We start from the raw sequence: 12,992 nt of genomic DNA, 5'->3' as shown, positions 1-12,992 counted from the left end.
GAACCGACGACCGTGAGTAGCGGGTAGCCTTCGACGTTCACGCGGCGTCGAACGCGCGCGCGACGATGGCGCCGTGATCGAACGAGGCGGGCAGCGTGCCGTAGACGCGCCCGCTGGCCCCCGCACCGGCGTCGGCCAGACGCGTCGCGATGAACGCTTGTGCCGGCTGCGTTGGTGCGGTGTGCAGCAGCAAGGCCGCTTGTGCGTACAGCACGAGTTGCTGCGCGAGCCTGCGCGCGCCGGCCTCGCGCACCTCGGGCGGCGCGGCGAGCGATGCTTCCAATGCGTCGAGCGCTAAGGCCAGCGCCGGTGCTTCGTGTGCATCGGCCCGCCATTCGCCGAGCAGCGCTTGCACGCCTTGCGGGTCGCGTTCGAGCGCGCGCAGCACGTCGAGACACATGACGTTGCCCGAGCCTTCCCAAATCGAGTTGACGGGCGCTTCGCGATAGAAGCGCGCCATCGGCCCCTCTTCGACGTAGCCGTTGCCCCCCCATACCTCCATTGCCTCGCCGGTGAACTCGAGCGCGCGCTTGCAAACCCAGAACTTGGCCGCCGGCGTGACGATACGGCGCCAGGCCCGCTCGGCATCGCCCTCGCTCATGCCCGCCCGCTCGGCGACCAAATGCGCATCGAAAGCGCGCGCAAGGCGCATGAACAATACCGTTGCGGCTTCGGTTTCGAGTGCGAGATCGGCCAGCACGTTGCGCATCAGCGGTTGATCGACGAGCCGCCGCGAGAATGCGACGCGGTGGCGCGCATGATGAATCGCTTGCACCAGCGCTGCGCGCATGAGTGCCGCGCTGCCGATCACACAATCGAGGCGCGTGTAGTTCGCCATCTCGATGATCGTCGGCACGCCGCGCCCTTCGTCGCCGATCATGAGGCCGTAGGCATCGACGAACTCGATTTCGCTGCTCGCGTTGGAGCGATTGCCGAGCTTGTCTTTCAGACGCTGAACGCGGATCGCGTTGCGTGTGCCGTCGGGCGCGTAGCGCGGCACGTAAAAGCACGAGAGCGGCGCGTCGGCACCCGTGCGTGCGAGCACGAGATGCGCGTCGCATTGCGGCGCGGAGAAGAACCATTTGTGGCCGACGAGCCGGTATTCGGCGCCTCGTCCCGATGCGGCGCCGAGTGCCGATGCGCGCGTTTGATTCGTGCGTACGTCGGAGCCGCCTTGCTTTTCCGTCATGCCCATGCCGATCATCATCGAGCGTTTGCGTTCGAGCGGCGCATCGCTTGGATCGTGCTCGCGCGCGTAGAGCTTCCCGGCCAATCGAGCGAACAACGCTTGCTCGCGCTGCAGCACGGGAATGCTCGCGAACGTCATCGTCAGCGGGCAGAGCGAACCCGATTCGAGTTGCGCATGCAGGAAGTAGCCGGCGCAGCGCGCGGCCATCGCACCCGCGCGAGGCGTGTCGAACGGCAACGCGTGCAGCCCTTCCTGACGCAGCAGCGCGAGCAGCCGATGCCAGCTTGGATGAAACTCGAGCGTGTCGATGCGCTCGCCGCGCGGGCTGAACGTGAAGAGCTCCGGCACATGGCGGTTCGCTGCGCCGGCGAGTGCGAGGACGTCGGGCGTGCCGAGCGCCGCGCCGTCGCGCGCGAGCGCCGGCGCATGCCACGCGGCGCCTTCGCGTTCGACGGCGGCCATGAGTGCCCCATCGCTCTCGTAGAGGTTGTAGTGCTCGAGCGGCGGGACCTGATTCGTGACTTCATGCGTGGCCGGCGGGGCCTGCGGTTCCATCGTTGGCGTCTCCTGTCGACGAGCGTCGGCGTCTGAAAGCTGCGCGCATAGGCCGCGCGCGCGTGCTTGGCTCAATGATAGGTTCGCGCGGCTGGCCCTGGTTAGAGGAATCGTTCTGCGCAGTGCATGCCGCATGACTCATCTCGCTCGCCCCAACCGTCGCGCTCGCCGAGCGCGCGGCCGGGCTCAGGCGCCGCCCGACGCTTCGCTGGCGTTGTCCGAACGCGTGTAGACGAAGTCGTCGTCGGGCTGGCCCGGCAGCGTTTCGCGCGCGACGTCGAGCCACGCGCGCGCGGCATGCGAGAGGTAGACGGTCTTGCGCCAGGCAATCGCCATCTCCCAGCGGATTTCCGGCTCGACCACGGGCCGGCAGGTGAACTGCGCCGGATCGAGCTGCCGGCAGTACGGCGCGGGCAGCAGCGCGATGCCGACGCCCGTGCGTACGAGCGCGGCCATGAAATCCCAATGGCTGCTGCGCGAGACGATTTGCGGCGCAAAGCCCGCATCGGCGCAGGCGCGCATGACGACGTCGTTCAGCGCCAAGCTCTCGCCGTAGAACACGAACGATTCGGACGCGAGCTCGGCCAGCCGTACCTCGCGCACGTCGTCGAAGCGCGAGCCGTGCGGCGCCACGATCCAGAGCAACTGGAGCGACATCGGCAGCACGTCGAACACCTGCGGGTCGACGGGCAGTAGCACGCCGCCGAACTCGAGTTCCCCGGCCAGCAGCGCCGCTTCGATCGCGCGCGAGCCCTGCTCGAACAACTTGAGCTCGATCTTCGGATAGCGCCGACGGAAGGCCGCGATGACGGGCGTAAACAGCGAGCCGCCCATCGGCGGGATGCCGATCGTCAGCGCGCCTCGGCCGAGCGTGCCGACGTCGTCGAGTTCGGCTTGCAACTGCGCATAGGCCGCGAGCACGTCCTGTCCTCGTTGGAAGACGATGCGACCCTCGTCGGTCAACATCATCTGGCGGCCGTCCCGCAACAAGAGCGGGGCGCCGATCTCTTCCTCGAGCGCCTTGACCATCTTGCTGATGGTCGGCTGCGTGACGAACATGCGCTCGGCCGCGAGCGTGAAGCTCTGCTGCCGGACGACCTCGACGAAATAGCGCAGCGCGCGTAACTCCATGGCGGTCCTCGTTAGTTCCAATTTGGAATGCTTGAGATAAGTTTAATTCATTTTATTTATAACAACATGAATCATACAATTTCGTCGTGGAGTCAATAGGGAGTTTTGCCATGAGCACGAAGTCGATCGAACGTCTGGGCGGTGTGGCCCGTATCGTGGCGCAGAGCGCGTTTTTGGCGGTGGTCTGGTTTGCCGCCGATTTCGCGTCGCGGCACCTGGATCTGCCGGTGCCCGGCAGCGTGATCGGTCTCGCGGCACTGCTCGTGCTGCTGTTGACGGGCGGCGTCGCGCCGCAGTGGGTCAAAGCCGGGGCCGACTGGCTGCTCTCCGATTTGCTGCTGTTTTTCGTGCCGGCGGCCGTCGCCGCCGTCCAATACGGCGGATTGTTCAAGGCCGACGGGTGGCGTCTCGCGCTCGTCGTCGTCTGCGGGACGCTGACGGTCTTGGTGGCGGTCGCATTCACGGTCGATCAGGCGGTGCGGCTCGAACGCTTGCTCGCTACGCGCCGCGCGCGAGCGGTACGCGTCGCGTCGGTGGGATGAGGCGGACCCAGCCCTAGCGCGCGACAGCGAAAATCATATGAGGAGTAGGTCGATGTCGGTTTCATCGGTTCTGTCCTGGCCCGTTACCGCGGCGCGGCCGCAATGGGTGGCCGCCGCATGCTTCGTACTGACGATCGCGTTCTACGCGGCGGGCAAGCGTTTGTATGCACGCTTCAAGCAGCCCTGGCTCACGCCGCTCGTGGTCGTGCCCGCGATGCTGGCCGTCGTGGTGCTCGCCATGCACATTCCGTATTCGGTCTACTTCGCCGATACGCGCTGGCTGATGTGGCTGCTGGGCCCGGCCACCGTCGCGTTTGCGGTGCCGATCTACGAATACCGCGACTTGATGCGGCGCCATTGGATTTCGCTGGCAGCCGGCGTCACGGTCGGGATCGTCGTGGCCGTCAGCGGCTCGTTCGCGCTCGCGAAGCTCTTGCACCTCGCCCCCGACGTTGCGCGCAGCCTGATGACCCGCTCGGTATCGACGCCGTTCGCGCTTGCCGTGTCGGATCAGATCCATGCGCCCAAGCAACTGACCGCGCTGTTCGTGATTGCGACGGGCGTGTGCGGCATGCTGCTCGGCGAACTCGTGCTGGTGTTTCTGCCGTTGCGTAGCCGGCTCGCGCGCGGGGTCATGTTCGGCGCCGCCGCGCATGGCGTGGGGACGGCGAAGGCGCGCGAGCTCGGCAGCGAGGAAGGCGTCATCGCGAGCCTGACGATGATGATCGCCGGGATCGTCATGGTGTTGCTGGCCCCGTTGCTCGCCGCGACGCTCGGCTAGCGTCATCGAGATTGCGCTGCGCCGGAGGCGGTCCTTTGCCTTCGGCGTCATGCGCATTGATGCTACAATCCCTGCCACTTCCGAGGAGCGTTGCGACGGGGCGACCCGCCAGGCTCGGAATTCAATCGGACGGTATGCCCCAAAGCGCGTTGGCTGCGCCCGCATACCGGCTCCATCGAACGGCGCTCACGTCTACTTTTTCTAGAACTCATTAGAAAGGAGGGCGTGATGAACGCCGCAGTTATCGATTCGAAACAGAACCAAGATTTCGTCGTTGCCGACCTGTCGCTCGCAGGCTGGGGCCGCAAGGAATTGACGATCGCCGAGACCGAAATGCCCGGTCTCATGCAAATCCGCGAAGAGTACAAGGCCGCGCAGCCGCTCAAGGGCGCGCGCATCGCCGGCTCGCTGCACATGACGATCCAAACGGGCGTGCTGATCGAGACGCTCGAGGCGCTCGGCGCCGACGTGCGCTGGGCATCGTGCAACATCTTCTCGACGCAAGACCACGCCGCGGCGGCCATCGCCAAGACGGGCACGCCGGTGTTCGCGTTCAAGGGCGAATCGCTCGACGAGTACTGGGAGTTCTCGCACCGCATCTTCGAATGGCCGAACGGCGAGTTCGCGAACATGATCCTCGACGACGGCGGCGACGCGACGCTGCTGCTGATTCTCGGCTCGAAGGCGGAGAAGGACCGTTCGGTCATCGCCAAGCCGACGAACGAAGAGGAAGTCGCGTTGTTCAAATCGATCGAGCGCCACCTCGCGATCGATCCGGCTTGGTACTCGAAGCGCCTTGTGAACATCAAGGGCGTGACGGAAGAAACGACGACGGGCGTGCACCGCCTCTATCAGATGGAAAAGGACGGCCGCCTGCCGTTCCCGGCCATCAACGTCAACGATTCCGTCACGAAGTCGAAGTTCGACAACCTCTACGGCTGCCGCGAATCGCTCGTCGATGGCATCAAGCGCGCGACCGACGTCATGATCGCCGGCAAGGTTGCCGTCGTTGCCGGCTATGGCGACGTGGGCAAGGGGTGCGCGCAGTCGCTGCGCGGGCTCGGCGCGACGGTGTGGGTGACCGAAATCGATCCGATCTGCGCGCTGCAGGCCGCGATGGAAGGCTACCGCGTCGTCACGATGGACTACGCGGCCGATAAGGCCGACATCTTCGTCACGGCCACGGGCAATTATCATGTGATCGGCCACGATCACATGAAGGCGATGCGTCACAACGCGATCGTCTGCAACATCGGCCACTTCGATTCCGAAATCGACGTTGCTTCGACGCGCCAATACACGTGGGAAAACATCAAGCCGCAGGTCGATCACATCATCTTCCCGGACGGCAAGCGCGTCATCCTGTTGGCTGAAGGCCGTCTCGTGAACCTCGGCTGCGCGACGGGCCATCCGTCGTTCGTGATGTCGAATTCGTTCGCCAACCAGACGCTCGCGCAAATCGAGCTGTTTACGCGCGGCGGCCAGTACGAACAGAAGGTCTACGTGCTGCCGAAGCATCTCGACGAAAAGGTCGCGCGGCTGCACCTCGCGCGCATCGGCGCTCATTTGACCGAGCTGTCGGACGCGCAAGCCGGCTATATCGGCGTCGAGAAGAACGGCCCTTTCAAGCCGAATCACTATCGCTATTGATCGGGCTACTCGGCACGGGGCGTTTCGCATTGCGCGCGAGGTCCCCGCGCCGGCTCGCAGGCACTTTCATCGCGGTGTCGCCGTTCTCGGCACCGCGACGTTCAACGCAGTACCGAGCCGCGCGGCATCGCGCGGTCTTTTGCAGTCGCGTTGCCCTCCATCGTCCGATAACACCTTGCCACTACGCCGAAGGAACTCGCCATGACCGTACTGCTGACCTGGGTGATCAACGCGCTCGCGCTCTTGATCATCACGTACCTCGTGCCGTCGATTCACGTTCGCAGCTTCGGCACGGCGCTCATCGTCGCGCTCGTGCTCGGGCTCATCAACGCCGTGATCCGGCCCGTGCTGATCATACTGACGCTGCCTGTCACGATCGTCACGCTCGGGGTGTTCATCCTCGTCGTCAATGCCCTGTGCTTCTGGCTTGCGGCGTCGCTGCTGAAGGGGTTCGAGGTATCGGGATTTTGGTCGGCATTCTTCGGCTCGATCTTGTACAGCATCGTGTCGTGGCTGCTGTCGGCGCTGATCTTCGGCAATCGCAGCCTCGGCTGATTGTGGCTCGGCTCAACGCGGCTCGGCTAAACAGCGGATCCATCGCATCATGAATCCCATCGAAATCTCGTTCGAATTTTTTCCGCCGAAGACGCCCGAAGGCGTCGAGAAGCTGCGCGCGACGCGCGCGCAATTGGCGCTGCTTCGGCCCAAGTTCGTCTCAGTGACCTTCGGCGCGGGCGGCTCGACGCAGCAAGGTACGCTCGACACCGTGCTCGACATGGCCAAGGACGGGCTCGAAGCGGCCCCTCATTTGTCGTGTATCGGCTCGTCGAGAGACAGCCTGCGTGCGATCCTCGAGCGTTACCGTTCGCACGGTATTCGCCATATCGTCGCGTTGCGCGGCGATTTGCCCTCGGGCATGGGCGCAGTCGGCGAACTGCGCTATGCATCGGAACTCGTCGCGTTCATTCGCGCCGAGTACGGCGATTGGTTCCATATCGAAGTGGCGGCCTACCCGGAGTATCACCCGCAGGCGCGCTCGCCGCGACACGATGTCGAGAATTTCGCGCGCAAAGTGAAAGCCGGCGCGGACGCTGCAATCACGCAGTACTTCTATAACGCCGACGCGTATTTCCGTTTCCTCGACGATGCGCGCAAGCTCGGCGTCGACGTACCGATCGTGCCCGGCATCATGCCGATCACGAACTACTCGCAACTGATGCGATTCTCGGAGATGTGCGGGGCCGAAGTGCCGCGCTGGGTGGCCAAGCGGCTCGAAAGCTTCGGCGATGATAAAGAAGCGATTCGTGCGTTCGGTCTCGACGTCGTCGCGCAATTGTGCGAGCGGCTCGTCAAGGAAGGCGCGCCGGGGCTGCATTTCTATACGCTCAATGCGGCCACGGCGACGAAGGCGATCTGCGAACGGCTGGGGTACGGGCGGGGTGGGTAGAGGCTGCTTGCCGATCGCTGCGCGATAACGATCGAACCCGATGCGTGGAAAGCGCGTTGGGTTGCCTTGAGCCATCATCATGCTGCCGATATCGGGCAGTCGCGCACCTCCCGATAGTAACGTTTGACGTTAATAACGGTTAACGTTACTAACGGCCCATGATCACCTCGTTCAAGTGCTGAGACACGGAAACGCTCTTCAACGGCAGAGGAGTTGCCCGCTTCGTCAACATTGAGGGTGTGGCCATGCGCAAGTTGCAGCAGTTGCATGCGGCGGCTGATCTGGATTTCTTGAAGATCCCGCCCGGAAATCAACTGGAGGCACTTAAGCGAAATCGGGTCGGCCAGTACAGCATCCGTATCAGCAGCCAATGGCGTGTGTGCTTCAAGTTCGCGAACGGCAATGCGACGAATGTCGAAATCGTCGACTACCATTAACCCATCACCATGGAGAAATTTATGGTTCGGGAAGTTCCGCTGGCGACGCCTGGCGAGATCCTCGCACTCGAGTGGCTTGAGCCGATGGGCATTTCGCAATATGCCCTCGCCAAAGCGATCGGCGTGCCGGCGCGTCGCATCAACGAGATCATCAAGCACGGACGCGCCATTACGGCCGATACGGCTGTTCGGCTGGGTGCCTTCTTCTCTGTTGATCCGCAAAATTGGATGAACCTTCAGACACACTACGACACCGAGATGGCGAAAGAGCGGATCGGTGCGGAGAAGATTGCGGAGATCAGACTGCATGCTATCGCTGCCTGACCTTCTGCAAAGTGCCTGCGATAAGCTATCACATTCGATTCACGTCATGCATCCGAACAAAGCCCGCTGAGCGAAAGCTAGCGGGCTTTGTCATCGCTGCGTGCCTAGGTGGCGCGCTCGCTCAATAACCCAACGCTTCACCCGCCGGACGCCGCTCGTCGTTCGCGCCGTAGAAGTACCCCACGCGCACCTTGCCCGACACCGACGAATCGTTCCCCGAACTCTGCGAATCATCCATGGCGACGCCCGGCAATCCGACTTCGACCAGCTCGGCGGCGCCCCAAGGCGTTTGCTGAACCATCTTGTAGCCCATGCCGGTCAGCATTTTCAGCGTATCGGCGGACAACCCGTAAGGCTCGTAGTAGACGACGTCAGGCAGCCATTGCTCGTGAATACGCGCGGCATCGACGGCCTCTTGCGGCTCCATGCCGTAATCGATGATGTCGATCGCCGTTTCGAGCGTCGTCGTAATGATGCGCGAGCCCCCCGGCGAGCCGATCACGAGGAACACCTTGCCGTCCTTCGTCACGATCGTCGGCGCCATCGACGAGAGCGGACGTTTGCCCGGGGCAATCGCATTGTTCGGACCTTGCACGAGCCCGAACATGTTTTGCGCGCCGACCTTCGACGTGAAGTCGTCCATTTCGTCGTTGAGGAAGAAGCCCGTGCCCGGCGCCATCACGACGGCGCCGAAGCGGCCGTTGATCGTATAGGTGGTCGAGACGGCGTTGCCTTGCTTGTCGACGATCGAGTAATGCGTCGTCTCTTTCTTCTCCGGCAGCGACGCGGCGTCGGCCAGTTGCATCGACGGCGTCGCTTTATCCGCGCTGATCGAGGCGCGAATCTGCGCCGCGTACGACTTGCTGAGCAACTGATCGAGCGGATTCTTCACGAACGCGGGATCGCCGAGCTTCGTGTTGCGATCGGCGTACGCGTGGCGCATCGCCTCGGCCATATAGTGCACGGCCGTGGCCGAATGCCAGCCAAAGCCTTTGAGGTCATAGCCTTCGAGCGTGTTCAGAATTTCGCACATCGTCGTGCCGCCCGAGCTCGGCGGCGGGGCCGAGATGAACGTGTAGCCGTGATAGTCGCAGGTGACGGGCGTCATCTCGGTGGCGCGATAGTTCGCGAAGTCCGCCGCAGTGATCATGCCGTCGCCCGCCTTCGATGCCGCTTCGATCGTCTGCGGAATCTTGCCCTTGTAGAATGCGTCGGGGCCGTGCTTCGCGATCGCTTCGAGCGTATTGGCCAAATTCTTTTGCACGAGCCGATCGCCGGGTTGCAGCGGCGTGCCGTCCGGGCGCAGGAAGATGCGAGCGATCTCGGGATCGTCCTTGAAGCGCTTGACGGTGGTGTCGAGAATGTCGGTATCGGCACGCGTGAGCACGAAGCCTTCGCGGGCGAGACGGATCGCCGGCGCCATCACCTGCTCGCGCGTGAGGCGTCCGTACTTGCGCTCGGCCATGTCCATTCCCATCACCGTGCCCGGCACGCCCACGGCGCCGTAGCCGAATAGGCTCGCGCCTTTCTTCACGGTGCCTTCGGCATCGAGATACATGTTCGCGGTGGCCGCGGCGGGCGCCGTCTCGCGAAAATTGATGAACGTATCACGGCCATCGGCGAGGTGGATCGTCATGAAGCCGCCGCCGCCGATGTTGCCGCAGCACGGGTTGACGACCGCCTGCGCATAGCCGACGGCCACGGCCGCGTCGATCGCGTTGCCGCCCATTTTCAGAATGTCGATGCCCACTTGCGAGGCGAGATGCTGCGACGTTACGACCATGCCGTTGCGCGCTTCGACGGCGGGACGCGAGGCCGCCATCGCAACGGTGGCGAGTGCGCTCGTTGCGACGATCGCGGCGGTGAGCGCGGCGAGAAGTGTCGTGTTTTTTTTCATCATGTCTCTTCGTTGTTGGAAGTCCTGTATCGATGGTGGGACCAGCGGCCGGTTACGCGTCGTTGGCAACGCGCCCGGCTCTGAGTGCTTCGATGCGCTTCAATCTCGCTTTCGCCTCGATCGGCAGCCGCTGCACGAGCGCCGCGACGATCGATTCGGTTTGCGCGACGGCCGGCACTTTCGTGTCGAACGGCGACGCGCTTTGCACGAGCGAGACGAGTACGGCGTCGGCAAAGCTCGCGATCGGCGAGCGCCACTCGTCGGTCAGCAGCACGACGTGCGCACCGAGCGCATGGGCTTCGCGCGCGAACTGAACGACGCTGTCCTGATAGCGGCGATAGTCGTAGACGACGAGCACGTCGCCCTGCACGAGATCGGCGAGCGCTTCGGACCCGCGCTCGAGCGACGGCTCGACGTGCCGAGCGTTCGGACGCATCTGCGAAAGCAGCACGGCCAGCCACGACGCGAGGAACGTGCTTGCGCGGCCGCCGCAGCAGAGCACCGTGCGCCGAGAATCGGCGAGCAGCGAGACGGCCCGCTCGAAGTCCTCGCGTGAGGCTTGCTCCGCGGTCTTGCCGATGGCGAGCGTCAGCGAGCCGAGCATCGTCTGCTGCATGTCTTCGGCATGGCGCTCGTCGGCCGACGATTCGAGTCTCGACAGCGGCGAATTCATTCGCGCATCGACCTCGGCGAGCAGCGCCCGCTGAAACTCGGGATAGCCTTCGAAGCCGAGCTTCAAGACGAGCCGATGGACCGTCGGATCGCTGACGCCCGCTTCCCCGGCAAGCTGCGAGATCGACGTCAGCGCCGCGCTGGGGTAGTTGGCGAGCAGAACGGCGACCACGCGCCGCTCCGACACGGTCAAGGTTTCTTCGCGCTGCTTGAGCAGCGTCCGCACGGAAGGGCCTGCCACGATGCCTCGTTCGATGAAAACTTCGGTTTCACGAGCAGCGTGAACCGCTCATGTAACGTTCATTACGTTCGAAAGATGCTAACAAGCCAAAAAAGCGCGTCAACAGCGAGATTGCCCGGTGTTTACCCGCAAATAAATGATCGGATGATGCTATGTAGGCGATTGATGACGTGATAGACGTTACATCGACGGTACTGGCATCGCCCGGGCGCCGTGCTACGCTTCTCGGCTGCCCGTCATCGAAGGAGCGCATATGTCGGTACGTCGTTCGCTTCTCGCTGTTCGCTTCACGTCGTCCATCGTGGTCGCGGCCGCAACGGCCTCCGTCTTGCTTGGCGCGCTAGGCTGCGAAGCGGCCGAACTGCCCAACAAGACCCTCGTTTTTTGCTCCGATGCGAGCCCCGCCGGTTTCGATCCTGCCCAATACACGACGAGCGTCGAATTCTCGGCGGCCGCTTATACGGTCTACAACCGTCTCGTCGAGTTCGAGCACGGCGGCACGAAGGTCGAGCCTGGCCTCGCGCAGTCGTGGGGGGTGTCGAGCGACGGCCGTGTCTACACGTTTCATTTGCGCCACGGCGTGAAGTTTCATACGACGACGTATTTCAAGCCGACGCGCGATTTCGACGCGGACGACGTCGTGTTCACGTTCGAGCGCATGCTCGATCCGGATCAGCCGTTCCGCAAAGCGTATCCGGTGCAGTTCCCGTACTTCGCCGATCTCGGGCTCGCCACGAACCTCGAAGCAATCGAAAAGGTCGACCCGTACACGGTGCGCCTCACGCTTCGAAACGCGAGCGCGCCCTTTCTGTCCGAACTCGCGATGCCGTTCGCGTCGATCCTATCGGCCGAGTACGCCGATCAGCTTTTGAAGGAAGGCAAAGCGTTCGAGATCAATCAGCAGCCGGTTGGAACGGGGCCGTTCATCTTTCATAGCTATACGAAGGATGCGACGATTCGCTTCGATGGCAACCCCGATTATTGGAAAGACGGTGTCGTGCGGCTGAGCAAGCTCGTGTTTCAGATCACGCCCGATCCGGCGGTGCGAGTAGAGAAACTGAAAGACGACGAGTGCCAGGTGATGAACTATCCGCCGCCCGCCGATATTGCCTCGCTGCGTGCCGACCCGAATCTGCAAATGCCGCATCAAGTCGGCTTCAATCTGGGTTTCCTCGCCTACAACACGACGCACAAACCGCTCGACAACGTCGACGTGCGCCGTGCGCTCGACATGGCCATCGACAAGCCGGCGATCGTCAAAGCGGTTTATCAGGGCGCGGGCGAAGTGGCCTCGGCGCCCATGCCGCCGACGCAATGGTCGTACGATGCGGCGCTCAAGGACGCGTCTTACGATCCCGCGCAAGCGAAGGCGCTGCTCGCTAAGGCCGGCTATCCCGACGGCTTCACGCTGACCTTATGGGCGATGCCCGTCCAACGTCCCTACAACCCCAACGCGCGGCTGATGGCCGAGATGATTCAGTCCGATTGGGCGAAGATCGGCGTGCATGCAACGATCACGACTTACGAATGGGGCGAGTACGTGAGGCGCGCGCATGCGGGCGAGCACGACGCGATGCTGATCGGCTTCACCGGCGATAACGGCGATCCCGACAATTGGCTCGGCGTGCTGCTCGGCTGCTCGGCCGTGAACGGCAGCAATTTTTCGAAGTGGTGCTACGAGCCGTTCAACGACCTCATCGTCAAGGCCCGCGAGACGACCGACAACGCGCAGCGCACGACGCTCTACACGCGGGCTCAGCAAATCTTCAAGCAACAAGTGCCGTTCACGCCGATCGCCAATTCGATGGTGTATCAGCCGCTGCGCAAGGATGTCGTCGGCTTCAAGATCGATCCGTTCGGCCCTACCCAGTTTTGGGGTGTGGGCTTCAGGTAGCACTCGTGCAGCGTCGCCGTGCGATGGCGGCGACGCTCGAAATCCTCATGCTTGCGGGTAACCCCGCGTTGAAACATCTGATCTATCGCCTAGACATCAGAGTGGCGGCAATGGTTGACGTTGACACGGAATTTTAGTCCCACTAAACATGTGCCGAGCCTAAAGTCAACGCGCACAAATGCTGAGCGTTACCTTTCCCCGACCGCTTGTTCGGGTAATCAAAGCTCAGTAA

Annotated in this window: 11 protein-coding genes, 1 pseudogene and 1 riboswitch; of the genes and pseudogenes, 8 read left to right on the top strand and 4 right to left on the bottom strand. The window is 63.2% G+C overall.

The annotated features are described in order from the left end of the window. Window positions 1-37: 37 nt before the first annotated feature. The gene (locus J3485_RS17415) at window positions 38-1,744 is read right to left on the bottom strand and encodes an isovaleryl-CoA dehydrogenase (RefSeq protein WP_206955132.1); all 1,707 of its coding nucleotides are present in this window, start codon (window positions 1,742-1,744) and stop codon (window positions 38-40) included. A gap of 186 nt (window positions 1,745-1,930) precedes the next feature. Next, window positions 1,931-2,875 (bottom strand): LysR family transcriptional regulator, encoded by a 945-nt coding sequence (locus J3485_RS17410; RefSeq protein WP_206955130.1) that lies wholly within the window; start codon window positions 2,873-2,875, stop codon window positions 1,931-1,933. Between the two features lie 110 nt (window positions 2,876-2,985). On the opposite strand from J3485_RS17410, the gene J3485_RS17405 reads away from it, so the two are divergent. From J3485_RS17405 to J3485_RS17375, 7 genes and pseudogenes are all read left to right on the top strand, one after another. Next, window positions 2,986-3,417 carry a CidA/LrgA family protein gene (locus J3485_RS17405; RefSeq protein WP_206955128.1) on the top strand — a complete coding sequence of 144 codons (432 nt, stop codon included), beginning with the start codon at window positions 2,986-2,988 and terminating at the stop codon, window positions 3,415-3,417. Between the two features lie 52 nt (window positions 3,418-3,469). Beyond that, on the top strand, window positions 3,470-4,198 hold the full coding sequence (locus J3485_RS17400) for an LrgB family protein (protein ID WP_206955126.1): 729 nt from the start codon (window positions 3,470-3,472) through the stop codon (window positions 4,196-4,198). Window positions 4,199-4,274: 76 nt separating this feature from the next. Then, window positions 4,275-4,393, top strand: a riboswitch (S-adenosyl-L-homocysteine riboswitch). Between the two features lie 33 nt (window positions 4,394-4,426). Continuing rightward, window positions 4,427-5,848: an adenosylhomocysteinase gene (gene ahcY / locus J3485_RS17395; protein ID WP_206955124.1), complete on the top strand. Its 1,422-nt coding sequence runs from the start codon at window positions 4,427-4,429 to the stop codon at window positions 5,846-5,848. 201 nt (window positions 5,849-6,049) lie between these two features. After that, window positions 6,050-6,403, top strand: coding sequence for a phage holin family protein (locus tag J3485_RS17390; RefSeq protein ID WP_206955122.1), 354 nt, complete (start codon window positions 6,050-6,052; stop codon window positions 6,401-6,403). Window positions 6,404-6,452: 49 nt separating this feature from the next. Next, complete coding sequence (gene metF / locus J3485_RS17385) at window positions 6,453-7,295, top strand: methylenetetrahydrofolate reductase [NAD(P)H] (RefSeq protein WP_206955119.1); 843 nt, start codon at window positions 6,453-6,455, stop codon at window positions 7,293-7,295. Between the two features lie 158 nt (window positions 7,296-7,453). Continuing rightward, window positions 7,454-7,732 (top strand): annotated as a pseudogene (locus J3485_RS17380) (type II toxin-antitoxin system RelE/ParE family toxin). A gap of 21 nt (window positions 7,733-7,753) precedes the next feature. After that, complete coding sequence (locus J3485_RS17375; RefSeq protein WP_206955856.1) at window positions 7,754-8,056, top strand: HigA family addiction module antitoxin; 303 nt, start codon at window positions 7,754-7,756, stop codon at window positions 8,054-8,056. Between the two features lie 121 nt (window positions 8,057-8,177). Here the strand turns inward: J3485_RS17375 and ggt are convergent, their stop codons facing one another. Continuing rightward, window positions 8,178-9,878: a gamma-glutamyltransferase gene (ggt, locus tag J3485_RS17370; RefSeq protein WP_374192445.1), complete on the bottom strand. Its 1,701-nt coding sequence runs from the start codon at window positions 9,876-9,878 to the stop codon at window positions 8,178-8,180. A 127-nt stretch (window positions 9,879-10,005) separates the two neighbouring features. Next, a complete protein-coding gene (locus J3485_RS17365; RefSeq protein ID WP_206955117.1) occupies window positions 10,006-10,866 on the bottom strand; it encodes a MurR/RpiR family transcriptional regulator in 861 nt (286 codons plus the stop codon). Window positions 10,867-11,119: 253 nt separating this feature from the next. On the opposite strand from J3485_RS17365, the gene J3485_RS17360 reads away from it, so the two are divergent. Beyond that, window positions 11,120-12,760, top strand: coding sequence for an ABC transporter substrate-binding protein (locus J3485_RS17360; protein ID WP_206955115.1), 1,641 nt, complete (start codon window positions 11,120-11,122; stop codon window positions 12,758-12,760). The last annotated feature ends 232 nt before the right edge of the window (window positions 12,761-12,992 follow it).

It is taken from the genome of Trinickia acidisoli, from assembly GCF_017315725.1.
GTDB classification, from domain to species: Bacteria; Pseudomonadota; Gammaproteobacteria; order Burkholderiales; family Burkholderiaceae; genus Trinickia; species Trinickia acidisoli.
The sequence above is the reverse complement of the archived record's forward strand: the minus strand, read 5'-3'. Positions and strand labels throughout refer to the sequence as shown.